General features: G+C 39.9%; 24 protein-coding genes. 6 read left to right on the forward strand and 18 right to left on the reverse strand.

What is annotated here, in order from left to right:
• Positions 1-260: 260 nt before the first annotated feature.
• On the forward strand, positions 261-2,372 hold the full coding sequence (locus FN732_RS07120; RefSeq protein WP_142935877.1) for a putative bifunctional diguanylate cyclase/phosphodiesterase: 2,112 nt from the start codon (positions 261-263) through the stop codon (positions 2,370-2,372).
• 12 nt (positions 2,373-2,384) lie between these two features.
• Here FN732_RS07120 and FN732_RS07125 read toward each other — a convergent pair whose 3' ends face one another.
• The 14 genes from FN732_RS07125 to FN732_RS07190 form a co-directional block, all read right to left on the reverse strand.
• Entirely contained in the window at positions 2,385-3,182 is a 798-nt protein-coding gene (locus FN732_RS07125; protein ID WP_142935878.1) for a TlyA family RNA methyltransferase, read from the reverse strand.
• A complete protein-coding gene (gene rseP, locus FN732_RS07130) occupies positions 3,179-4,465 on the reverse strand; it encodes an RIP metalloprotease RseP (RefSeq protein WP_142935879.1) in 1,287 nt (428 codons plus the stop codon). Before rseP ends, FN732_RS07125 begins: the two co-directional genes overlap by 4 nt.
• Before the next feature lie 34 nt (positions 4,466-4,499).
• Positions 4,500-5,450 (reverse strand): DNA polymerase III subunit delta, encoded by a 951-nt coding sequence (gene holA, locus FN732_RS07135; protein WP_142935880.1) that lies wholly within the window; start codon positions 5,448-5,450, stop codon positions 4,500-4,502.
• On the reverse strand, positions 5,428-5,985 hold the full coding sequence (locus FN732_RS07140) for a 4Fe-4S dicluster domain-containing protein (RefSeq protein ID WP_142935881.1): 558 nt from the start codon (positions 5,983-5,985) through the stop codon (positions 5,428-5,430). The genes holA and FN732_RS07140 overlap by 23 nt, the downstream gene beginning before the upstream one ends.
• The gene (locus tag FN732_RS07145) at positions 5,982-6,563 is read right to left on the reverse strand and encodes a YqaA family protein (protein WP_142935882.1); all 582 of its coding nucleotides are present in this window, start codon (positions 6,561-6,563) and stop codon (positions 5,982-5,984) included. The genes FN732_RS07140 and FN732_RS07145 overlap by 4 nt, the downstream gene beginning before the upstream one ends.
• The gene (gene surE / locus FN732_RS07150) at positions 6,564-7,322 is read right to left on the reverse strand and encodes a 5'/3'-nucleotidase SurE (RefSeq protein ID WP_142935883.1); all 759 of its coding nucleotides are present in this window, start codon (positions 7,320-7,322) and stop codon (positions 6,564-6,566) included.
• Entirely contained in the window at positions 7,312-7,563 is a 252-nt protein-coding gene (locus FN732_RS07155) for a nicotinamide mononucleotide transporter (protein WP_142935884.1), read from the reverse strand. The genes surE and FN732_RS07155 overlap by 11 nt, the downstream gene beginning before the upstream one ends.
• 66 nt (positions 7,564-7,629) lie before the next feature.
• Positions 7,630-8,901, reverse strand: coding sequence for a thymidine phosphorylase (locus FN732_RS07160; protein WP_185954281.1), 1,272 nt, complete (start codon positions 8,899-8,901; stop codon positions 7,630-7,632).
• A gap of 14 nt (positions 8,902-8,915) precedes the next feature.
• On the reverse strand, positions 8,916-9,527 hold the full coding sequence (locus FN732_RS07165; protein ID WP_246051349.1) for a site-2 protease family protein: 612 nt from the start codon (positions 9,525-9,527) through the stop codon (positions 8,916-8,918).
• Between the two features lie 81 nt (positions 9,528-9,608).
• Positions 9,609-10,034: a histidine kinase gene (locus FN732_RS07170; RefSeq protein WP_142935887.1), complete on the reverse strand. Its 426-nt coding sequence runs from the start codon at positions 10,032-10,034 to the stop codon at positions 9,609-9,611.
• A 161-nt stretch (positions 10,035-10,195) separates the two neighbouring features.
• The gene (locus FN732_RS07175) at positions 10,196-10,612 is read right to left on the reverse strand and encodes an arsenate reductase ArsC (RefSeq protein WP_142935888.1); all 417 of its coding nucleotides are present in this window, start codon (positions 10,610-10,612) and stop codon (positions 10,196-10,198) included.
• A complete protein-coding gene (locus FN732_RS07180; protein ID WP_142935889.1) occupies positions 10,609-13,731 on the reverse strand; it encodes an efflux RND transporter permease subunit in 3,123 nt (1,040 codons plus the stop codon). The genes FN732_RS07175 and FN732_RS07180 overlap by 4 nt, the downstream gene beginning before the upstream one ends.
• Positions 13,724-14,908: an efflux RND transporter periplasmic adaptor subunit gene (locus FN732_RS07185; RefSeq protein WP_142935890.1), complete on the reverse strand. Its 1,185-nt coding sequence runs from the start codon at positions 14,906-14,908 to the stop codon at positions 13,724-13,726. Before FN732_RS07185 ends, FN732_RS07180 begins: the two co-directional genes overlap by 8 nt.
• Positions 14,895-16,184, reverse strand: coding sequence for a TolC family protein (locus tag FN732_RS07190; protein ID WP_185954282.1), 1,290 nt, complete (start codon positions 16,182-16,184; stop codon positions 14,895-14,897). The genes FN732_RS07185 and FN732_RS07190 overlap by 14 nt, the downstream gene beginning before the upstream one ends.
• A gap of 89 nt (positions 16,185-16,273) precedes the next feature.
• On the opposite strand from FN732_RS07190, the gene FN732_RS07195 reads away from it, so the two are divergent.
• Genes FN732_RS07195 through FN732_RS07210 form a run of 4 tightly spaced genes read left to right on the forward strand, consistent with a single transcriptional unit; the run spans position 16,274 to position 18,423 of the window.
• On the forward strand, positions 16,274-17,008 hold the full coding sequence (locus tag FN732_RS07195; protein WP_142935892.1) for a sulfite exporter TauE/SafE family protein: 735 nt from the start codon (positions 16,274-16,276) through the stop codon (positions 17,006-17,008).
• 10 nt (positions 17,009-17,018) lie between these two features.
• Positions 17,019-17,399 (forward strand): rhodanese-like domain-containing protein, encoded by a 381-nt coding sequence (locus FN732_RS07200; protein WP_142935893.1) that lies wholly within the window; start codon positions 17,019-17,021, stop codon positions 17,397-17,399.
• A 3-nt stretch (positions 17,400-17,402) separates the two neighbouring features.
• The gene (locus FN732_RS07205) at positions 17,403-17,789 is read left to right on the forward strand and encodes an ArsR/SmtB family transcription factor (protein WP_142935894.1); all 387 of its coding nucleotides are present in this window, start codon (positions 17,403-17,405) and stop codon (positions 17,787-17,789) included.
• On the forward strand, positions 17,758-18,423 hold the full coding sequence (locus FN732_RS07210; protein WP_185954283.1) for a carbonic anhydrase: 666 nt from the start codon (positions 17,758-17,760) through the stop codon (positions 18,421-18,423). Before FN732_RS07205 ends, FN732_RS07210 begins: the two co-directional genes overlap by 32 nt.
• Here FN732_RS07210 and FN732_RS07215 read toward each other — a convergent pair.
• Complete coding sequence (locus FN732_RS07215; RefSeq protein WP_142935896.1) at positions 18,420-19,394, reverse strand: GDP-mannose 4,6-dehydratase; 975 nt, start codon at positions 19,392-19,394, stop codon at positions 18,420-18,422. The two genes, FN732_RS07210 and FN732_RS07215, sit on opposite strands and share 4 nt — an antisense overlap.
• Positions 19,395-19,471: 77 nt before the next feature.
• Between FN732_RS07215 and smc the strand changes: the two genes are divergently transcribed.
• On the forward strand, positions 19,472-22,966 hold the full coding sequence (gene smc / locus FN732_RS07220) for a chromosome segregation protein SMC (protein WP_142935897.1): 3,495 nt from the start codon (positions 19,472-19,474) through the stop codon (positions 22,964-22,966).
• Here the strand turns inward: smc and FN732_RS07225 are convergent.
• The 3 genes from FN732_RS07225 to FN732_RS07235 all read right to left on the reverse strand — a co-directional run.
• Positions 22,963-23,379, reverse strand: a complete 417-nt coding sequence (locus FN732_RS07225) for an NIL domain-containing protein (RefSeq protein ID WP_142935898.1) — start codon at positions 23,377-23,379, stop codon at positions 22,963-22,965. The genes smc and FN732_RS07225 overlap by 4 nt on opposite strands.
• Positions 23,380-23,590: 211 nt before the next feature.
• Entirely contained in the window at positions 23,591-23,878 is a 288-nt protein-coding gene (locus FN732_RS07230; RefSeq protein ID WP_142935899.1) for an HU family DNA-binding protein, read from the reverse strand.
• Between the two features lie 35 nt (positions 23,879-23,913).
• A partial coding sequence (locus tag FN732_RS07235) for an integrase core domain-containing protein (RefSeq protein ID WP_142935900.1) occupies positions 23,914-24,201 on the reverse strand: 288 nt, incomplete at its 5' end.

Below are 24,201 nucleotides of genomic sequence, written 5' to 3' on the forward strand. Positions count from 1 at the left end.
CAAAGGGCTAAGAGTATTCTTGCAGACCATACATTAAATATGCTAAAAAACATTGTAAATAAGGAAATTAATGAAAAAAAAAATGTCCAATTAATGATTTAAAAAATTTTGGTTTTGTCAACTATCCTTTTAGGTCAGAAGTTCACTTTGATAACTTTGAAACTAAATATCTTCTCCAAGATGGCAAACTTTATATTAAATTTCCCATTAAAGTAAGGAAATATTGCATTGATTGTCATAAGAATTTTTCTTTAGATAGTGTGAATATTATAAAGATTGCCTATCCATTAGAAAATGAATTAGAAAAAATGAAGTTTTCTCTATTACAAGTTTTGGCTTTCCTTATTATTATCCCCTTAGTCTTTGGTACAGTTATTAGCGAGTCTATCAGAAGATTAATACTTAACTATGTCGTTAGAATACAGAAGATTATACAAAAGAACCAATCGTTAGAGGAAACTATTTGTGATTTAGAGCAGTTTTTGCTGACTGAAAAGTCTGGATTTGAAGAAATAGAAAAGTTAAGAAAGAGTCTTTATCTTTTATTGGATAAAATAGAGAAGCTTTCCGTAGATAAAACTACCTTGGAGAAGCAGATAAAAGTTTTGAATAAACTTATTATTACTTCAGATATTTTAAAGGATTGGAAAGAGCCAGTTGAAAAGATTTTTAAAGTTGTATCCGATGTAGTAGATGTAAAACTTGGTTTTCTAATCTTTGATTTTAGAAATAAAGATAATGAAAATAGATATTATGTTTACATATTTTGGTTCTGTAAACCTGATGATAAGTTTTTGGTTGCTACAGAAGAAATTATAAAGGAATTGATAGGAACAGAGAGTATAAAAATTAAACATAAGTTTATAAAAGATGAAACTAAGGAAAATAAGTGTTCTTTCTTGGAACCTTCGCAGGAGGAGATAAAAAATCACTTAAAATACTTAATTTTCCCTGAATCTAAGGTTGGAGGAATATTAGGTGTAGGGTTTTTACCTTCAAAAAGTAGTTCTGAATCACAAAAGTTAACATTAGAAAGTTTGTTACCAACACTTTTAAGTGCTGCTGGTTCTATAAAAGCTATTAATAAATACACGAAAGAGATTGAGTATTTTGCTACTCGTGACCCATTAACACATTTATATAACCAACGTGTTTTTTGGGAACTTCTTGAGTATGAAATAAACCGTGCTTCGAGAAGAGGATACAAATTTACTTTACTTGTTGTAGACCTCGATAATTTTAAGTTTGTAAACGATACCTATGGACATAAGTTTGGTGATGAATTCTTAAGGAATTTTGCGAAACTACTTAAAAAAACTATTCGCAAAGAGGATATAGTAGCAAGGTTTGGTGGGGATGAGTTTTGTGTCATTATGCCGGAAACGGATAAAGAAGAAGCCCTTATAGTAGCGAAAAGGATTTTAGAAGAAGCTGAAAATAAATCTATCTTGGCTCCTGATGGAAAGACCATTATGGCTACAGTTTCAATAGGGGGAGCTGTTTTTCCTGACCATGGAAAAACTGCAAAAGACTTATTCAATGTTGCAGATAATATGATGTATAAAGCAAAGAGAGAGGGAAAGGACAGAATAAGATTTCCTTCAGATGAAGACTTAAACATGTTATTTAAAGAACAAGAAAAGGTAGCTATATTAATCACAAAGGCTATCAGAAATAGAGATATTATACCATTTTACCAGCCTATAAAGTCTTTAAAGTCAGATTCTATAGATGCTTATGAAGTGCTAATGAGAATAAAGGATGAAAATGGGAAGCCTATATCTGCTTATAAATTTATAGAGTTTGCTGAGCAATTGGGTTCTATTTATAAAATGGAATTGATTCTTTTTGAAAACTTTACAAAATACGTGACATCTTGTCAATTTAATGGAAAAATATTTTTTAACTTCTCTCCGAAATCTATAACTAATCCAGATTATCTAAATTCTATTAAGAGTATTGCTTCTAATTATCACTTAAGTCCAGAAAATATTGTCTTTGAAATAACTGAAAGAGAAACTTTAAAAAACTTGGATATACTAAAGTATTTTGTAGAGGACTTAAAGGATTTAGGGTTCAATTTTGCTATTGATGACTTTGGTTCTGGGTATTCATCTTACTTATATCTTAAATATTTGCCGATAGATTTTGTAAAAATAGAAGGAGATTTCGTCAAGGACATGGTAAGAAGTAGGTTAGATTTTGCAGTAGTCAACAGTATTTCCGTTTTATGTAAGGATTTAGGAATTGAAACAGTCGCAGAATTTGTAGAATCTGAAGAAATCTATGAACTCTGTAAGAAATTAGGTATTGACTTTGTTCAAGGATACTTTATAGGTAAGCCAAGTGAAAAATTGCAAAACTGTAACTAGTAAAAATTTTTCTTAGTCAATTTTAATCCTTACAACTTTTTCTATGGTATTTTTGTCCACTAAATCATATTTGCTATCTTGAGATAGAAGTGTTAGAAACTCTTTGTTGCCTTTTGGTCCTTTTGGTTTAGAGACGGTTAATTTTTCAGGAAATAGTCCTATTCTCCTTGAGAAGTTGAGAACTTTATTTATTGCTTTCTTGTGGAGTTCCTGACTTTTAATAACTCCTTTTCCCTTATCGACCTCTCTTTTTGAAAGCTCAAACTGAGGTTTTATAAGGGCAACTATCCTTCCGTTAGGTTTTAAAAATTTCTTTACAACGGGGAGAATCTTCTCAAGGGATATAAACGAAACGTCAATCGTAATGAGGTCAACCTTTTCAGGAACTTCCTTTTCCGTTAGGTACCTTGCATTAAATCCCTCAATTGAAATTACCCTTTCATCGTTTCTCAGCTTCCAATCAAGCTGTCCCCTTCCAACATCAACAGCGTAAACCTTCTTAGCTCCATGCTTTAAAAGGCAGTCTGTGAATCCTCCCGTTGACGCTCCAACGTCAAGGCATGTAAATCCAGTAACGTCCAATCCAAATTCCTTAATTGCCGTCTCTAACTTTAAACCCCCCCTTGAAACGTAGGGAATGTCCTCTCCCTTTAATTCAATTTTTGAATCAATAGGGACCGAAGTTCCTGCCTTATCAACAACCTTTCCGTTAACAAGAACCTTCCCTGCCATTATGAGAGCCTTAGCCCTCTCTCTGCTCCTTACAATACCCCTTTCAACTAACAGTTTGTCTAACCTTTCCCTCTTCATTGGCTAACCAATCTCATTATGTCGTTGTAGAAAACTATTATCATTAAAAGCCCTAAAATCAATAGGCCAACCTGTTGGAACTTTTCCCTGAACTGTGGCGATAGACTCCTCCCTTTCAGAATTTCTATGAGGAACAGCAGGATAAGTCCCCCGTCTAAAACGGGAAGGGGAATTAAGTTGAAGTATCCTAACTGAAGGCTGATAAATCCCATAAAGTAGAGGAAATTTGAGATTCCGGCCTGTGCAGCCTTTCCTGCAACTTCAGCTATCAAAATTGGCCCACCTAAACTCTTTATAGATGCCTGTCCTGTGATGAGTTTGTAGAGAAATGTGAAAAAGAGGTTGGTCTGGGCTTTGAATTCCTCTACGCTCTTCTTTAGTGATTCTGATAAGGGATACTTCATGAATACCAAATCTACTTTTGGAACAATACCAATCGTGTATCTTCCATACTTTTTGTTAAACTCCGGCTTAACCTTTAACGTCAGTTGTTTTCCGTTTCTAAGAATGAGGAGCTCTACCTCCTTTCCGTTGCTCTCTCCTATTGTCCTTACAACCTGTTCCCACCTTGTGATTTCCACTCCGTTTATTTTAAGAATAACATCTCCCGGCTTTAATCCCGCCCTATCGGCTGGCGAATTGGGAAGAACCTTTCCTATTACAGGTTTTACAGCCGGGACTATCGGCAGAACCCCTATTCCGTTCTTTTTATCAACTAACGTGTGAACTTTAATCTCCTCAACTTTGTTTCCCCTCTTAATCTTTATCCTTAAGTCTCTATCAGGGTTAAGGGAAACTATCTGATTAAACTCCTTCCAGTTTTTGACTCTTTTACCGTTAACCTCCAATATTAAATCCCCAGGTTTTAGCGGAACTTTTTCAGAAAGGACAAATCCCACCCTTGCAGATTCCACCTGGTACGAAGGAACGTACCTTCCAATCGTGTACGATGCAGCAAAAAAGAGGACTGCCAGAAGGAGGTTCATTAGAGGACCTGCCAATGCTATAACTATTCTCTGCCAGGGAGGTTTTGCGTAGAACTCATCGGGACTTTTTGGAGGTTTATCGGGGTCCTCCCCTGCCATTTTAACGTATCCACCTAAGGGGATGAGGCTTACTGCAAACTCCGTTTCGCAACATCTGAACTTAAAGAGTTTTGGTCCAAAACCTATTGAGAATGTTTCAACTCTTACGCCAAAGAACCTTGCAGCTAAGAAGTGTCCAAGTTCATGGACAAATATCAGAACTCCGAGGGCTACTATAAAGTAAAAAAGTGTTGCCATTCAACCTCCCATTTCGTTTGAAAGGAAATTTATGTTAAAAGCTTCTGAATTCAAAAATTAACCGCTTAAGGGCTTCATCCCCTGTTAACTTTCCCATTTTCACCGAAAACTCAGTCTCATTTAGGGTTTTCAGTAATTTTAGGGCCTTTAAAATTCCCATTTTTCCCGATGCCAACTGAACTTTCTTGAGGACTTCCTTTGGAAGTTTTACCTGTCTCCCAGATAGAACGTTAACGATTTGTCTCGTTTGTGTCTGAAATAAACCTATAATTTGGAGGGGTTCTGTTCCTTCGTTTAAAAGTTTGTTAATTTTATTCAGGTATTCCCTCTCTTCTCCATTGATGAGAAGGAATATTAGTTCAAACACGTTTACCTTTCCACTTGATGAGAGGAGAAGCTTGACTACTTCTTCATTAAGTTCCCCAGGATAGTTCAGGAGCTTGTCAGTTTCGTTTCGGAGCTCCCTAAGTTCTGCTCCAACAGTTTCAACTATTAGGGAAAGTATTTCATCGGATACGTTTTTCTCTAAAAGTTTTTTCCTTAAAAGTTTCTTCAATGCACTTTCTGAGTAAAAATCCGAATAGATAACTACTTCCGAAAGGTTTAAAATTCCCGAAAAGAGCTCTCCCTTTAAACTCCTGTAGTCTAAGTCTGAAAAGGATGCAACTATAAACTTATTAAGCCCCTTCAACTTTTGGAGAAACTTTTCTATCTGTTTTTTACCTTTTATTACTGAGGGAAGGAGCTCCCCGTGAACGATTACCGGAACGGGAGACTCTCCAAAGAGAGAAGTTCCGGTAAAGGAGAAAAACTCGTTAATGTTTTCAGGGTAGAAATTCTCTGTCTTCCACCTTTTAGAAAACTTCTTTAAAAACTGTTCCGTTAAGTAGTCCTCAGGACCGTAAATGAATATTTTATCTCCAACACTTCCTTTCTCTATTTTTTTTAGGGCTTCCTGAACCTTAACCTTCCCCTTTGACTTCAACCTTCACCATCTCTATCGATTTTGGATTTGTGGGACAGGAGTGGATACACCTCCCGCAGCCAATACAGTGTTCAGAGTGAAATTCGGGATAGGTTACATCAATTAGTGTAATTGCTCTATCCATCTTAGGACAGCTCCAGTAACAGCTCTGGCAGAATATGTGTTCAAAGGCTACACAGGTCTCTTTTTTAAGCCTTGCCACCAACTTAAACTTTTCAAGGTTTTCCCTTTTGAGAGCTCCACTCTTACAGGCATCTATGCAACTGTAGCACTTTTCACAGTAGTTGTTTTCAAAGTTCATGTATGGAGTATCTAAAACGACGGGATGCATGTCCTTCACTAAATTCAAAACCCCCGTCGGACAGCTCTTTACACACTCTCCACACTTTGTACAGAGCTTTAAGAATGTATCCTCATCTGCACTTCCCGGAGGCCTAACGTACTCTTTGTTGGGTTTTGTTGCCTCGTAGGTAAATTCGGCTGCAGCCTGAGCTATTGACTTTCCTAACAGTTTAAAGAAGCCTCTTCTACTCATGGAAGAACACCCTTTCTATACCTTCTGTAGATTATAAAGCTGACCAAAATCAGAAGACCAATTATTAAGGATATTAGGTTCAAGTTTCTCAGTGCAAAGTTCTTTACATCCTCACCGAAAAAGTATATCAGAGCTCCCTCAGCGAAGAACCTGCTTCCCCTTCCAATTAGGGAGAAGATAAAGAGTTTCTTAAGGGATGCAAAGAGAACCCCAGACGTTACTGTAAAGAGTTTATATGGAAGGGGAGAAAATCCTGCAAGGAGAATTATTACACTCTCGTAGGACTCGTAGAGCCTGTGGACCTTTTTGACCTTTTCCTCCCCGAAGAACCTCTCTGCAAGGGGCTTTCCCCCGAAGTAGCCTACGTAGTAGCCAACAACGCCACCCAACGAGGAAAAGAGGGTTGCAACGATTGCATAGAGAAATGAATTTTCTGGATTTGTTAAGCAGAGTGTAATAAGGAGAACGTCAGGCGGTATAGGGAAAAAGATTGCCTCTATGAAGGCATTAAAAGCTAAAGCATAAACTCCGTACTTTAATGCTAAGGCCTTCCAGAAAGCAACTGTTAGAAACTTCATCTACCACTCGTAGTTTTTCAGGATTTCAAGAGCTCTGTAGTCTGTCAGGTCCAAATGGATTGGAGTTATTGAAACGTATCCATTTTTAACTGCCCAGTAGTCCGTTCCAGGCTCAGCCTTCCAGTTTGGTTCCTCTCCACCTATCCAGTAGTACACCCTTCCCCAGGGGTCTCTCCTCTCTTCAACCCTTTCGGTGTAGTCCTTTTTTCCCTGTCTCGTGACCTGAACTCCCTTCACCTCCTCGTAAGGAAGGTTTGGAATGTTTACGTTTAAACAGCACCCTTCGGGAATTCCCTCCTCTAAAACCCTCTTTGAAATTCTCTTAGCCCACCTTGCTGCACTTTCCCATTGGAAGTCCTTAAATGTTGCAAGGGAGAAGGCAATCGATGGAATTCCAAGGAGAGCTCCCTCCATCGCAATTGAAACGGTTCCAGAGTAGGTTATGTCCTCTCCCAAGTTCGGTCCCCTGTTTATTCCACCAACTACCATGTCCGGCTTTCTCTTCATAATGGCATGGATTCCTATGTAGACACAGCTTGTCGGTGTTCCATCAACTGCATACCAGTTCTCATCAACCTTTTCGCACCTTAAAGGCCTGTGGAGCGTAAGTGCCCTTCCAACTGCACTCCTTTCCCTATCTGGAGCCACAACTGTAACATCTGCAAACTCACTCAGAGCTTCGTAAAGAACCTTCAGTCCTTCCGACCTTATCCCATCATCGTTTGAAAGGAGGATTCTCGGCCTTTTATCAACTTCCATTGTTTACTCCTATGAACACCCACCTTATTATCCCTACAATCTCAACAGTTCCATAGATTAGAGAGCTTACCATTATTCCGTACTGCTTCGTTAAGTAACCGTAAGTCGCATAGAGGGCAGATGCAAAAAGGGCTATTACGAATCCAACCTGAGGGTAGCCCAAGGCAGTAATCAACAGGGCTAAAACGCCTATTACAGAGGCAACTATTTCAAGAAATTTTTGGAATTTCGTTCTCTCCAAAACTCCTCCTTTAAATTGCTGTTGTGAAAGATAGAAAATAGAGAGGAAATCTGAAACTTCAAATTGTTATTGAACGAACTTCTTTATTATCCTTGGCTTGTCAACCTTTTCATTCCCTATTCTGTAGGAGGATAGGAACTTCCTTTTAAACTCCTCAACGTTTCCTCTGTTGTAGTAAATTTCTCCAATAGGTTCTCCCTTCTCTACCTTGTCCCCTATCTTTTTGAAAAACGCCAGTCCAACGGAGTAGTCTATACTATCCTCAGCCCTTTTCCTTCCTCCTCCCATCTCTACCACAAGCCATCCTAAACTTTCACCATCTATCGACTGAACGTATCCACTTAGTGGAGATTCAACTAAGAGTCTCTTTGCATTCACTTCCCTTTGAAGGTCTCCACCTAAATACTCAATCCAACTTACAAACCTGTCTCTTGCCCTTCCTTCCCTTATTACCATTTCGGCGTCCCGTTTCCCTTCCTCAAAGCTTCCCCTCTCCGTAAGCTCGTAGAGAGCTCCAACCAAGGAGGAAACAACCTCTAAAAGGTCAGGCTCTATACTTCCACCTAACGCATCTAAGGCTTCTCTTACCTCTAAAAGATTTCCTGCAAAGAGTCCCAAAGGTTGCCCCATCTCCGTTATCAGAGCTCCAGCCCTTTTACCGTAGAGCTTACTCACCTCAACCAATCCCTTTGCAAGCTCCTCAGCCCTTTCCATCGTCTTCATAAATGCACCGCTTCCCACTTTTACGTCAAAAACAATTGCATCTGTATTTACTGCAAGCTTTTTACTTAAAATACTCGACACAATTAGAGGAATACTCTCAACCGTTGCAGTAGCATCCCTGAGGGAGTATATCTTTCTATCGGCAGGTGCTATTTCAGGAGTCTGAGCTGATATTGAAAATCCAAACTTCTCAACAACTTCCGAGATTTCGTCAGAGGAGAGCTCCACCTTCATTCCCGTACTTTCCAACTTATCTATCGTTCCACCTGTAAATCCAAGAGCTCTCCCTGCAAGAAGTGGAGCCTTAAATCCCAACTCTGCCAAAACGGGAGCTATGACCAGGGAAACCTTATCACCAATTCCGCCGGTACTGTGTTTATCAACCAACGTTCCTCTTGTCTTTACCTCTATTTTCACTCCCGAATTCAGCATAGAATCGGTTAAGTAGAGGGTTTCGTTGTAGTTAAGCCCCCTGAAGAAGACTGCCATCAGAAGGGCAGCCATCTGATAGTCTGGTGTTTCACCCCTTGTGTAGGATTTAACTATGAAGTCTATTTCTTCTTTAGAGAGTTCCTCTCCATCCCTCTTTTTCTTTATAAGTTCTTTAAATAGCAACCTTACCTCTGCAATCAGGTTAAAGTTAGAATTACTCTAACAAATCCATCTACAAGAGGAATTAAAATCCAGTTTATAACAGGGGTAATAATTAAAATTATCAGAATGATAGGGCCGTAAGGTTCAATTTTCTTGTACTGAATCCAGTATTTGTATGGAAGGATAGCTTCTAAGATTTTTGAACCATCGAGGGGAGGAATCGGTAAAAGGTTAAAAATTCCGAATGCTACATTTATAAACAGGGAGTATTTGAGCATCAAAAAGAGGGGTTCAGAGATTGATGGAGAAATGGCGTAAAATGGGAGGTACTTGAGGAGTAGAGCGCTAACAAAAGCACTCAAGAAGTTAGCTAAAGGTCCTGCAAATGAGACTAAAATTTCTCCCGTTCTCCATGAGGAAACCTTGGTGAAATTTCTAGGATTAATCGGAACCGGCTTTGCCCATCCAAAGTGAACTAAAAATAGAGCAATAAAACCTAATAGGTCTATGTGGGCAATCGGATTTAAAGTTAACCTTCCTGCAAGTTTTGGTGTAGGGTCCCCTATTTTGTATGCCACGTAACCGTGGGCAAACTCGTGAATTGTAAGAGCCCAAAGTATCCCCGGTAGAGCTATGAGTAAGTTCAAAATCCAGTCCTGCAGATTGACCTCCCTTTAGCACAGTTTTAAACACATATAACTTAATTCCAGTAATTTAATTTATGCAAGCTATAGCTTTTTATTCTTTAAGTACAACTCTTTAGAAAGGATTAAGCTTTTTCTTAATTTTTCAAGGGCTTCATAGATACTTACTAAATCCCTATCAGCTAAATAGCTGATATTCATCTTAGTTTCCAAATTCCCCCTTGCCAGTTCTTTTGCTAGGTTTTCTACAGTTTCATAATCTTTCGATGCATTTACAGTGTAAATTATAGTAAATAGAAAAGGGAAAAAACTAAGAAGCAATGCATATAGAAATAGGTCCTTTATTATTTTAACGGCTCCTACATTAACAGGATATTTTACAGTTAATACGTAGTAAGCACTAATTAAGAAAAAACCGACGATTAACCAGAAGAATAGTGCCATTCTAAGTGGGTAGGATAGTCTGATTTTGACGTTTGAGAGAAAGAGTAGTCTTAATAGTTTCTTCATAGTACCTCCTTAATAATTTTTAAATAATTATAAATAAATTTAAGTGGAAATCAATAATGATTTTAATTATATTAAGCGTCCTGAATATTTTGACATTTGTACAATTAAGGAATCAGGAAAATTACTTAATAGAAAAACTTGGAAGTAGAAATATTTGAAATTTATAGAGATTCAATAAGTTTCTTCACACGTTTGATAACTTCGTTTCTAACCTCTCTAAAGGCTTTTAATTTTTCTTCTATTGTTCCTTCCACCCTTACCGGGTCGAAAAGTCTCCAATGTTGGACGTTAGCTCTAGGTACAATAGGACAGTTCTCAGCTGCATCTCCACAAAGGGTTACAGTTAGGTCAAGTTTATTTAAAGGAATTTCTTCAAGGGATTTGGATTTTTGTTTTGATATATCAATTCCAATCTCCCTCATAACCTCTACTGCAAGGGGATGTACGTATCCGGCAGGACTTGAGCCTGCCGAGTAAACTTCAACGTTCTTTCCTAATTTCTTTGCGTAGTATTTAGCAAAACCCTCAGCCATCTGGCTTCTTGCAGAGTTTCCGGTACATATAAAACCTATTTTCACTTCTCTTCTGCCTCCTGAGGTTTTCTAATCAGGTAATCCCTTATATCCTCGATGAGGGATACTAATACGGGAACGAAGAAGAGGGTCATAAACGTTCCAAAGATGAGTCCCCCGATTGCTACCACTGCGAGGGGAGCTAACCTCTCAAGTCCTAACGCCCATCCCAGGGCAATGGGAATCATACCAACGGCCGTTCCAAATGCTGTCATTAAAACGGGACGAGTCCTGATTTTTATAGAGTTTATAACTGCATCCTTTGTTGACTGTCCCTGCTCCTTTGCCCACTTGAAGAAGTCTATGAGAAGGATAGAGTTTTTAACGATGATTCCTGCAAGGAGAATCATTCCCATAAAGGAAGGCATACACTGGGGTTTGTGGGCAAGGAGCATTGAGAAGGCTGCTCCAATCATAGCAAGTGGAATTGCTGCAACTATAGATATTGGATAGGTAAACGAGGAAAATGCAGGTACTAGTGAGAAGTAGAGAATGATTATTCCTATTAGAAGAGAGTGCATCAATCTTGTAAAGCTCTCCTTCATCTGCTTGATTTCACCCTCGTGAGAAATTCCGTATCCTACAGGAAGTTCTAAAAGCTTGTTTTCTAACTTGTTTACCTGCATTTGAAGGAATGTTGTTGGAGCTGTTGAACGGTAACCGTAAACATCTACAGTATTGAGTAAGTCCTGATGAGTAATTCTGCTTTGAGTATTCTGCTCTTTTAATTTCACAAAGTAAGAAAGGGGAACAAAACCCTTTTTTGTAGGAATAGGAACAGACTTCAACTTATCTGCAAAATCCCTTTCATCGTTAGGCAGGATTAGCCTTATGATGATTCCATTTTCCATAGGAACAACAAATGAGGAAGCAGGAATTCCCCTTACGAATCCTCCTACGTAGGAAGCTATTTGGAGTGGAGTAAGTCCGTAGTTTGCTGCTCTGTTTGAATCAATCTGAATTATTACCTCTTTTTTATCGAGGTACCAGTTTCTTGAAATATCTGTTATTCCACGAACCTTTTTAAGAAGACCTGATAATCTCTCTGCGAGTTTGTCAAGAACTTTAGGGTCTCTTCCGTAAATCATTTCATCAATTGTTGAGGCAATTGATGATAGAGGTGTTGCTCCAAAGTCCATTATTGTTACGTATCTGAGGTCTGGAATTTGATGGAACTTTTGACGGAGCTCCTCCTCAATCTGCCAGATTGTCTTTTTCCTGTGGAACCTATCTACAAACTGAATTTTCATTTCTATCTGCTGAGGAGTTTTTCCACTTCCAAAGGATAGGACTCCAGGTTCAGAACCTATAGTTGATGAAACCCTTACAACACCAGGCATTGAATAGAGAACCTTTTCCATTTTTGATAAAACTTTCTCAGTTTTCTCAAGGGATGTATTTGAATCCGTTTCTGCTCTAACTATGACAATTCCAGTATCCATAGGTGGCATTAAATCCCTTCCCAAAACGGGAATTACGTTTTTCATCGTTATCACAAAAAGGAAAAATCCAACAACTACAACTATCAGTTTGAGCCAGAAGTGGGGAAGTAAAGGCTCTGTTATTCCTGCATAGAAATTCCTCAATCTATAAACTACTGCCTTAACAAAGTAATCGTAGATTTTTCTCTCTAGCCAGTTCTTATCGGGTGTTTTCTTCAAGATATAAGGAGCAACAATTGGAATTACCGTTACTGCAACTACGTATGAAACGACAAGGGCAATAATCAAGGTTAGCGAAAGGGGTCTTAGTATGTGTTGAACGTATCCACCTATAAAGACTATGGGAATCAACATTGCAACCGTTGTGTACGTTCCACTTAAAACGGCAAGCATTATCTCCTTTGTTCCATCTATCGTTGCCTGCCAGATGTCCTTTTTAAGTTCAAAGTAGTGCCTTTCGATGTTTTCAAGTACAACAACTGCATCATCTGTAAGCATACCTAAGGCGAGGATAACGGCCGTCAGTGTTACGATGTTGAAGTTGAATCCAAAGAGCCACATAAGTCCTATTGTTATTAAGTAGGTTACAGGAATTGAGAAGAACGAAACTATTAGCATTCTTACGTTTGCTAAGAAAATGAATATGACGAGGAGTGTAAATACAACGGCATCCCTTAAGCTTTCCAACATGTTTTTGTTAGAGAGCTCTATCAGCCATTCTTGAGTATCTGCAACTTCAAAGTTAAGTTGTGGATACTCCTTTTTGAGTTTCGGTAGAAATGCCATAACAGACTTTATTGCTGGAAGCTCGTAACCTTTTGGAGAGCGGAGAATAGATATTCCAATGGCCCTATGTCCGTTTCCGTGGTAGGCTGAAAGTCTGTCCTTGTACCCCCACTCTACCTTTGCAACGTCCTTAAGCTGTACGTTTGGTTTAATGTAAATATCCTTTAATTCCTCAATTCTCTTGGCCTCATCCTCTAACTTTAACATTAAAAGGCCGTCCTTGCTTATGAGGAGTCCAACTGGAGCGTTTCTGTTGTTCTGTCTAACGGCGTCAGCAAGCTGTTTTAGAGTTATGTGGTATTTGGCCATTTTTATGTAGTTGGGATAAATTCGAATTTCCCTCTGGTATCCTCCAAATACCTCAACATCGGAAACGTGAGGGAGGTTAAGGAGTTCATCCTTTATCTCGTTTTCAGCCAATTCCCTAACTTGTGCAAGGGAGAGGTGAGAACCCTTTTTGGGATAGACTGCAAGGATTAAAACTGGCTGCGTTGCATCTGTAATTTTGTAAACCTGTGGAGGGAGGATATCCTTAGGGAGAAATGGGAGAACCTTTGAGAGTTCGTTTGAAACGTCGGTTGCTGCAGAGTCTATTCCCTTCTTGTACTCAAACTCGACAGTTACAACCGAAACCTCATCCTTTGAAACTGAGCGAACAGTTCTTACAAGGTCTAAAGTCTTTAACCTCTCCTCAATAGGCCTTGTTATATGGGATGCTACATCCTCAGCAGAAGCTCCAGGCTCAACTGTTACAACGGCTATTTGAGGTCTATTTGCATCCGGAAAGAACTTTCTCGGTATCTCTATGTAACCTATAATGCCTATTGCACAGAAGAATAGGATGAATGCCAAAACGCCGTGAGGTTTTTTTACGTACCAGTCAACCAATTTACCCATTGAAGGCCTCCACAAGGTTTACATTCTTAACCCTTAAAACCTCTAACAGCTTGCTTTCCCTTCCAACTACTACCTTTTCACCTTCCAATAGGTTACCTGAAACGACTACCCTGTTGTTTACCCTCTTTATTACCTTAACTGGAACGGCCTTTACTGAATGTCCCTGAACGGTTAAAACGTAACTTCCATCCTTTAGGTGGAGAATTGCTGAATAGGGAAGAACAAAACCTTCGTAGCTTTTCCCCTCTAAAACAGTTTCTACTAATTCACCCGGTTTAATTCCTTTGAGTTTGTTTAACCTTATTTCAACTGTGTAGAGGCTGTTTTTCTGGTTTGCTGCAGGGTAGATTTTCTCAACTCTTCCAATTTCAAGGCCTTCTACCTTTACAGGAGAACCCAACTCAGTTTCTCTTGCATCCCTTGGTGGAACGTTTACAAGAACTCTGAATCCGTCACTGTCGTAAAAGACCTTCATTATTGGTTTTCCAGGGAGGGCTTCATCCCCTGGATAGAGGAGAACGTTTGCAACTGTCCCACTTTTGAGAGCTCTGATTTCTGTGTACTTCAGTTTTGAAGCTACAGATTTTTCCTGCTTTTCAATTGAAATTATGGCGTGCTTTAACTCTCTCATTTGTGATTTAATGGTTTCAACCCTTGCTTTTGCACTTTCGTAGAGATTTTGATACTTTTCAACAGCTTCCTTTGGAACAGCTCCCCTTCTAAAAAGAAAGAGCTCCCTTTCGTACTCGTTCCTTGCATTTTTCTCCGCAACTTCAGCCGCCTTTAGCTGTGACTCCAAACCCTTTAAAAGGGACTCCTTTGCCTTCTTTTGATTTTCAAGGGCAAGGATTGTGTTCTCAATTTCGGAACTATCAATCCTTGCTAAGAGCTCTCCCTTTTTGAAGTGTTCACCTTCCCTCTTGTATACTTTCAAAACTGTCCCGGAGACCTTTGTTGAAATGGATGCGTAGGTGTACGGTAAAACCTGACCTAAGTATTTAAACCTTTCGTTAATATTTCCCCTTTTTACAACTGCATATTCAACTGGTAAAGGGTAGCTTTTAGGTGGTGTGTACGAGAGGAGCTCCACCCTCCTCTTCTTTATGAGAACTTTTCCAACAACAACACCTAAAGCTATTAGAATAACCAGGACTAGTATTGCCTTAGAGCTCTTCATCTTCAACCTCCAGTATTGTTTCTATCCTTCTCTTTTCAATTTCCCAGTCGTAGTAAGCTCCAGAGAGCTCCGCCTCCGTCATGTAAAGGTGGGACTCTGCAAGGAGGAGGTGGTCCATGTCTCCCTTACCGCTCTTGTACTTCAACCTCTCTATTCTCTCAACTTCCTTTGCATAGTCCAACTTTTTCCTGTAAGCCTCAATGTCAGACTGAATTGACTTTATCCTCCCAATTGCCTTTGAGAGCTCCCTCTTTATCTCAAGTTCTGTAGATTTGAGTTCCTTCTCCTTTGAAAGCTTTTCCAACTCCTTTGAAAGAACTTCTCTCCTTTTTCTTCCCCATTCAAAAATCGGATATCTAACCTCAAAGGATAATGAACCTACTCCAATATTTTCACCAGAGTCAAATCCATAATTCCTTGTATAAGTTCCAGAGATTAAGAAGTTTAAGCCGTACTTCGAAGCTGTTAACTCCTTGGTCTTTTCCGATATCTTTACATTCCTCTCCTTTGACTTAATTAGACTGTTTCTCTTTAAAGCCTCACTGTAGAGGTCTGTCAGTTCGAAGTTTTTCGGTGAGTATTCAAATCTGTAGGGTTCAATTCTGCTGATTTTCTTCCCAATGAATGTTTCAAGAACTGTCTTTATTGTTTTCTGGTTTTCCTCTACCTCTGAAATTCTTGATTCAACGTCTTTTAGAGAGTACTCAACCTTTAACAGGTCAACCTTTGCAAACTTTCCAAGTTTTACACCGTAGGAGACGTCAGAATAGAGCTTTTTAAGACTATCCCTGTACTTTTTTAGAGCTCCCTTTATTTTTTCAAGCTTTAAGTACGTTAAATAGAAGGAGTCAACGTTGAACCTAATCTGCCATGCCGTTGCCTTCTTTAAATTCTTAAAAAGTTCTGACTTCAGTTTTGATATCTCCTCTCTCCTTGAAATTGTTCCTCCCAAGTAGATAGGTGCAGTGTAGCTGATTCCGTAGATGAACTTCTGACTGTCAAATGGAGGGGGATTTTTAGGATTCATCATGTGGTACATAGGAGTCAGGATGAAGTTTTTGTTGTAGGTTGTGTAGGTTGATAGGAGATTGACCGTTCCAAGCCTTTCCCTCCTTACAGCCTCTGCTTCCTTAAGGGAGCTCTCCCTTAAAAGTTCCAACTTCTTTATTTCTGGGTAGTTTTTAACTGAAAGTTCCTCTGCCTCTTTTAGGGTTATAGAATTTCCGGTTGAGGAGAGGAGGAGAAAAAGTGTTAATATCGAAAGAGTTTTTTTCAATTTCTCCCCCAAAATTAGGTAATTGACGAAATTATCAATCTTGAATAATATATTAGCACATCCGAAAGATAACTTCAAGGAGAGGAAGAATGGTAAGCGGCCCGGTCATTGGAGCAGTTTCATTTGTAGCTTCTTTCATATTTGCCCTCGGTGGCGTTGGAGCAGCTGTAGTAATTATTCCCATTTTAGTATTCTTAGGGGTTCCATTCTCAGTTGCCAGACCTGCAGGACTCTTTGCAAACTTCTGCTCAATGACTTCTGCAACTATCCATAACCTAAAGGAAGGCTTGTTAGACTTTCGACTCGGAATACCTATAGTTGTTTCCTCAGTAATTGCTTCTCCGATTGGAGCCTATACCTCCCACCTACTTCCCGAAAGAATCGTAGGGATTGCCTTTACACTCTTTCTCTTCTTTGCAGGAGCAATGGTTTACATACCTAAAAAGGAGGTATTTGAGGAGAAAAGTAGCCTGGTTTATCCAACCTTCGTTGGAGCTCTTGCCGGCTTCCTTTCGGGACTACTTGGAGTTGGAGGAGGAGGAGTAATCTCTCCAATGCTCATAATTGCCGGATACCATCCAAAGAAGGTAGCTTCAGTTACACCTTTTACTGTCCTATTTTCATCCTTTACAGGTTTTCTTGCCTACTGGAAATTAGGGAGTGTCGATTGGAAAATAGTTCTTTGGGCTGCCATTCCAGCTGTTATTGCTGGATACCTTGGAGCTTTTATCACCCACAGGTATTTAAAGCCCTCTCACGTAAAGAAACTATTAGGGATTATATTTTTCCTTTTAGGAATTAAGTTCCTGTTAAAATTCATCTAAGGAGGTGTTTATGGAATTGAGGGAATTTGTATCCCAGTTTGACCTTAAAGGAGTTTTGGAGAAGGAACCAAAAATCTCCCTTGATGGATTCCTTGAGAAGTGGCAGAACGGAGAGGCAATTCTTTTGGATGTAAGAACAAATGAGGAACAGGCTTTAACTCCACTAACGGCATTTGGAATTCACATTCCTTTAAACGAGCTTCCCGAAAGGCTCTCAGAAGTTCCAAAGGACAAGTTGGTGTGTACACTCTGTCCTGGAAAAATAAGGGCTACAATAGCCCTCTGCTATTTAGTTTCAGAGGGTTTTGAAAACGTTAAAGTTCTCAACTCATCTCCTTCAGAAATTGTTGATAAAATGAAACCACCAGTAGTATCAAAATTGAGGAAGTAAACTTTGGAATTTGAAAGGTTTGTTGAAGCTTTAAAGGTTCTTTCAGACGAAACGAGAATAAGAATTCTCAAACTTTTGGAGAAAAGCCCGGCCTACCTGTGTCAGATAACGGCAGTGCTGGGCTTTTCCCCTTCAACAGTTTCTGCTCACATGGTAAAACTTAAACACTTCGGTTTTGTTAGTGAAAAAAGGGAAGGAACTAAGGTTCTCTTCTCCCTTTCTGAGCCGGAGGACGAGAATTTAAGAAAAGTAATGGCCTCGATTTTGGAAAAGGCCGAGAGTTTTCCCTCTGTTCTTGAGGATAGGCAGAAGTTTAAGGAATCGACCCTTGACAGGGTCTGCCCTCCCGGAGGAATTGTTGGAAAGAAGAAAAGCCGAAGAGGTAGTTAAGGAAATCCTTTTAGACAATGAAACCTTTGTTTCAGATAGGGGAAGGGAATTTTTTGAGGACCATATAGAAGAACAGCATCCCACTGTAACATTGGTAACCTGTTCTGATTCAAGGGTTCATCCCACAGTTCTTTCCAGGGAAGTAATGAATAGGGTTTTTGTCATTAGAAACATAGGAAATCAGATAGAGAACTCCTTAGGCTCTGTAGACTACGGAGTCTTTCACCTTAAAACGCCCGTTCTTCTCATTTTAGGTCACGTCAACTGTGGGGCTATAAAGGCATTTTTAGAGGGTTATGAGGATGAGAGGGAAAGCATAAGGGGAGAGCTTGATCACTTATGTATTCCCGTTTCAAGGTTTAAAAGGACAGGGGACTTTAACAGTGATTGGCTAAGGGCTATTGAGGAGAATGTAAATTGGCAGGTTAGAATTGCCCTTGAAAGATACGGAATTTTAATAAGGAGAAATCTCCTTGTCGTTCTTGGTGCTATCTATGATTTTGCAAATGTCTACGGTAAGGGTTACGGAAGGATTGTTTTAAAATCTGTGAACGGAATTAGGGACAGGGAGGGGATTTTAAAACATGGAGCTCTCTCCTTAATTCCCCAGGAACTAAGGAAAAATTTTGTTTAAGGTAGGGGAATTGTTCTGACAAATTCCCTGTTTTCAATGTGCCACTCTACAGTTCTCTTTAGTCCCTCCTCTAATGGAACGTTTGGTTCCCAGCCTAAGATTTTCCTTGCCTTTTCAATGTCAGCCCACGTTGCCTTGAGGTCAGCCTTGTGGAACGGTTTGTATACAATTTCCGCCTTCTTTCCTAAAAACTTTTCAATGAGTTCAATAACCTCATTCAGCTGGTGGGGATGGTTGCCCCCTAAGTTGATAATTTCGTATCCAGTTTCGGTTTCGTAGGCTTTGATAGTTCCCTCTGCTATGTCGTCAACGTACGTAAAGTCCCTGCTCTGGGTTCCATCTCCGTAAACAGTTATAGGTTCTCCTTCATCTATCCACTTAATAAACCTGAATATGCACATGTCGGGCCTTCCTGCAGGTCCGTAGACTGTAAAGTACCTTACAACGGTAACGTCAAATCCGTACAGATAGTGGTACGTATAGGACATAACCTCTGCAGCCTTTTTACTTGCTGCATAGGGGGAAATGGGGGTATTTACAGGTAGGTCCTCCTTAAACGGCATAGGTTGACCTGCATACAGTGATGATGTTGAAGCGAGAACAAACTTTTTAATTCCAAACTCCCTCATAAGTTCAAGGAGGTTCAGCGTTCCAAGTGAGTTTGTCGTTTCGTAAACGAAGGGATTTTCAATGCTGTATCTAACTCCAGCCCTCGCTGCAAGGTTTATGACTCCTTCCGGTTTCTTTTCTTGAAAGATTACCCTTAGAGCTCCCCTGTTTTCAATATCAACCCTGTAGAAAACGAAATTTTTATTTTCACTCAACTTCCTTAATCTGTACTCCTTTAACTTTGGGTCGTAGTAGTCGTTTAAGTTATCCACTCCAATCACTTTGTATCCCTTTTCCAAGAGCTTCTCGGCAACTTTGCTTCCTATAAACCCTGCTGCTCCGGTAAGTAAAACCTTTTTCATCCCTTACTCCTTTCTTTACTCCCCTAAAATTTGAAGTACCATTATATTTCCTTCAAAAGAATTTAGGGAGCGTAGAGTTGATTAGAAGTTTAAGGTTGAAGGGATTTAAATCCTTTGCAGATGAAACAGAGATAAGGTTTACAGAGGGTATTAACTGCATTGTAGGACCGAACGGCTGCGGAAAGAGCAACATTGTTGATGCCCTAAAGTGGATAGTTGGGGTTACTTCAGCAAAGGGAATGAGAGCTGACAACATAAGGGATTTAGTCTTTAAGGGAACGGAAAGCAGAAGGCCATCGAGGAGCGCTGAAGTTTCCGTTGTTGTCTCATCAAGGGATTTAACAGTTCCGGAGACGGAGGTAACGAGGAGAATAAAGTCTGACGGTGATAGTGATTTTCTCATAAATGGTAAAAAGGTAAGGTTAAAGGACATTCAGGAGCTCTTTTCAAAGTTAGGAATCTCAAACAGGGACTACGCCTTTTTTGAGCAGGGGCAGATTGACAGAGTTTTGAGAATGAAGCCCTCTGAAAGGAAGGCTCTCATAGATGAAGCTGCAGGAATTACTCCATTTAAGGAGAGGAGAGAGGAAACTTTAAGACAGCTTGGAGAGGCCGAGCAGAATCTTGAGAGTACGAGGGGAATAATTGATGAGGTTGCAAAGAACCTGAGGGTTCTCAAAAGTCAGGCAGAAAAGGCTAAAAAATTTAAGGAACTCAGAGAAAAGGAGAAGAAATTAGAACTTTCTCTTTACGGATTTAAGCTCAAAAGGGTTCAGGAGGAGAAGTCAAAGTTAGAGGGTATTCTAAAGGTTTTCCAAGAGGATAGGGCATCTTTGGAGAGGGAGAGAGCTCTCTTAGAGGTAGAGATTGAGGATAGGAGAAGGGAATTAGAGGAGTTAAACAGAGAGGTTGAAGGGACGAGAAGTGAGCTTTACGAGGTGGAGAAGAGTAAAAAGGAAGCTTCTGTTAAGGGAGAGTTTCTAAAGAAGGAAATTGAGAGATTGGAAGGTGAAATTGAAAAGAAAAGGGAGGAAATTGAGAAAAAATTAAGCAAAATTTCCATTCTAAAGGACGAGATTGAAGAACTTGGTTCCAAAGAGAGGAAACTCGTTAAAAAACTCTCTATTTTGGAAAAGAGGGAGAGGGAAATTAAAGGGAACTTGGATAAGCTAAAGGCTGAAAGGGAGAGGTTGGAGGAGATAGAAATTTCAACTTCACGGAAAATTTCCTCGATAAACTCTCAGGTAAGTAAACTCCAGTTGGACCTTGCAAGAGAGGAGGAGAGATTTAAATCACAATCTGCCCTTTTAAAGAGAATTCCTTTAGAGAAACAGGAGTTGGAAAAGGAAAGGAAATACTACGCATCCCAAATAGATAGGATTGAGGAAAAAATAGAGAATTTAAAAAGTGAAATTTCTCAGATTGAAGAAAAACTCAGTGAAAAGAAGAGTGAACTGAGGGACGAAGAGGAGAGGTTTGAGGACTTTAAAGAGAAGTTGGAGGAAAAGAGGAGGGAGCTCCTTAAACTAAATACCGAGATTGAGAACACTGAAAGAATAGTATCGTCCATGAACTTAAAGAAAGTTGAGCAGAAGATAGTTGAGAGTGGAAGAGAGGGGAAAGTAAAGGGATTTTTAGGACTCCTTCTGAATTTCTTAGAGGTTGAACCCGGCTGGGAGAGGTTGGTTGAAAATTACGTTCGTCAATTTGGAGCTGGTATTGTCTTAGAATGTGCAGGTGACGTTGTCTGGGTGAAGAATAGGATAAGGGGAAAGGGAAGAATTAATCTACTGTTCTCTTCTGTACCGGAAGTTCCAGACTCTCCCGAAATTGAGGGAGCTCTCCCCGTTGAAAAATTCTTAAAAGTGAAGGACAGTAAGGTAAAAAACTTGGTAAAAGCCCTATTCCACAAGGTTTACTACTCACCTGAGGCTGCACCAAAATTGGCAGAGAAATATCCAGATTCCGTTTTTATCGATGGTGACTTTAACGTTTTCTCTGCAAAGGGATGTATTGTAGGAAAGGGAAGAGAATTTTCATTTTTGGAGCTTGAAAGGGAGTTGAAATTAAAGAGGGAGCTTGTTAGGAAAATAGCAGAAGAATTAGGGGAGCTTTCCAATAGGAGGAGTGATTACGCAACTGAAATTGAGAGAGTAAGGGAGATAATTGACGACCTGAAGGGGGAGCTCCAGAAGAGGAGAATGGAGCTCTTTGAATCTGAATCAAAGCTGAAAGAGATGAGGAACAGGCTTAGAGAGGTTGAAAGGAGAGAGAGTGAACTCCTTGAAAAGTATGAGAGGGCTAAGGAGAGTATAGGGTCCTTTGAAAGGAGGAAGAAGGTATTTGAGGACAAAATTTCAAAGCTAAATGAGGAAAAAACCTCCCTAATTGCGAAGTTGGGGGAGTTAAAGAGAAAAAGGGAGGAGGTTGAAGGGGAATACGACAGGTTAAGGGAGGAGCTCTCAAAGGAGAGGTCCGAATCTTCAGTCTTAATTGAAAAGCTCTCCTCCCTCAGGGAAAAATTAAAGTCAAAGGAGGGATTCTTAAGGAACCTTCAGAGGGAGATTTCAAACTTGGAAAAGTCGTTAGAGAGGGATAGAGAGGAGTTTAAAAGGGCAAAGGAGGAACTTTTAAAGACAGAGGAACTCCTTTCTGGGGTTGATGAGGCTATAACCGACATTAAAGAGGAACTGAGAAGGCTTGAGGAAAAAAGGGGAGAGCTCTTAGAGATATTGGGAAACAAGGAGAGAGCTCTAAAGCAGAGACAAAGGGATTTGTCTGAAGTTTCAAAGAAACTGAAGGAGGCCGAAGTAAAGCTTGCCAAGCTGACGGTTCAGGAGGAGGAGCTCCTTGGTAAGATTGTTGAAATTGATGGCTCTGTTTCTGAGGCTTTGGAGCTCTCTGAAGGTGTAGAAAGTGAGGAGGAGTTAAGAAGGGAGCTCACAAACTTAAAGGAGAAAATAAGCAGAATGGGTGCAGTTAACATGCTTGCCGTTGAGGAGTACGAAAAAATTAAGGAGAGGTACGGATTCATCCTCCAGCAGGAAAAGGACTTGATTGAATCTATTAAAAATCTGAAGGAAGCCCTCAAAAAGCTTGATGAGGAGATAGAGAAGAAGTTCTTTGAAACCTACAAAAAGTTGAATAAGCACTTTAGAGAAACTGTTGAGAGGGTTTTCAACGGAGGTAAGGGTAGGCTCATCTTAACCTCTGAAAAGCTATCGGAAGCCGGACTTGAAATTGAGGTTAAGCCTCCAGGAAAGAGACACGCAAATATAAATCTCCTATCGGGAGGAGAGAGAACCTTAGTTGCAATAGCCTTCCTCTATTCCCTCTACTCTGTAAGGCCGGCTCCGTTCGTTGTTTTGGACGAGGTGGATGCAGCCCTTGACGATGTCAATACTCTAAGGTTTACAGAACTTCTGAAACAGATGGCGGAGGAGACTCAGGTTATCGTTGTAACCCACAACAAGCTGACTATGGAGGCTGCAGATTCAATTTATGGAATAACTATGGAGGTTCCAGGGATTTCAAAGGTAATAGGAGTTTCCTTTGAAGCCATAAGCACTTAAAACTCCGCAGAGTATATGATTCTCAAAGGACAGGCTGGAATGCAGTGCCCACAGCCCACACACTTATCCTTGTCAAACTCGACCCTGTAGGTTTTAGGGTCTAAATAGAAGGCATTCGTAGGACAGGGAGCTATGCACGCTCCACAGTGAACGCACTTTTCGTCCTCTCTGAAGATATCAAGCTCTAAGGGTTTTATTTTTATCTTTAGATTCCTTAGAAACTTTACAGCTTCTCCTATCTTTTTTCTGTCTCCACGGAGCTCCACAACTGCAGAGCCTTCCATCTTAGGGAGAATTTCAGCCCTGAGTATGTTTACAATAAGGTCGTAGTCCTTCACAAGCTTATAGATTACCGGTTTATCCCAGGTTTCCTTTGGAAAGTGCAAAACTAACCTTGTTGAGGTTTCTTTCAATTTCCCTTACCTCATACCGAAATTCAAGTTCCGTTCTAATTTTAACTTAATTTGTTGAAATTAGTATTCATTTGCAAGAACCAACAGTTTTATTAATTAGGGTGTAATTTTAGAACCTTAGAAATTCCAAAAGTTTCCTATAGTAACAATTATCCTGATTGCTATGGAAAATAGCTTAACGAAGCCAAATAGGGGGGCAAGCCCCCTAAATTTACTTCTTGATTTCCTTTTCTGTTGCTTCTTTTAGGTCCTTTCCAGGCTTAAAGGCAGGAACCAATTTAGCAGGAACTTCCACTTTTTCTCCAGTTTTTGGATTCCTTGCAACCCTTGGAGCTCTCTCCTTCATGAGGAAGGTTCCAAATCCCCTAATTTCTATTTTGTCCCCCTTCTTAAGAGCTTCCTCAACAACTTGGATGAAGGCATTGAGAGCTGCTTCTGCATCCTTCTTTCTAATTCCTGCCTTTTCGGCAATAGCTGCTACGAGTTCGCTTTTTGTCATGCCACTCCCTCCTAAATGGGTTTTACTTTGGATTTTCAATACCTTAAGACGAAAATACTATTTAATTCCTTTATTGTCAAGGCTTTGTTCTCGTTCAATACATGGTGGACACCCTGGAGTTTTTTAATATATTCCTCAAACTTCTCTACTGGAGTCTTATAACCAAGACCTTGATGAGGCCTAACGAAGTTGTAAAAGCTTAGATACCTAAATAGTTTCCTGTTCATTTCATCAACTGTCGGCTCAGTCCCTTCTATCATCCACAGTTCCTTCTCCACCGTCTGTATGAACCTTTCAACATGTGCATTGGTCTTGGGAGACCT

Source organism: Balnearium lithotrophicum (genome assembly GCF_900182585.1).
In the GTDB taxonomy this organism is placed as follows: domain Bacteria; phylum Aquificota; class Aquificia; order Desulfurobacteriales; family Desulfurobacteriaceae; genus Balnearium; species Balnearium lithotrophicum.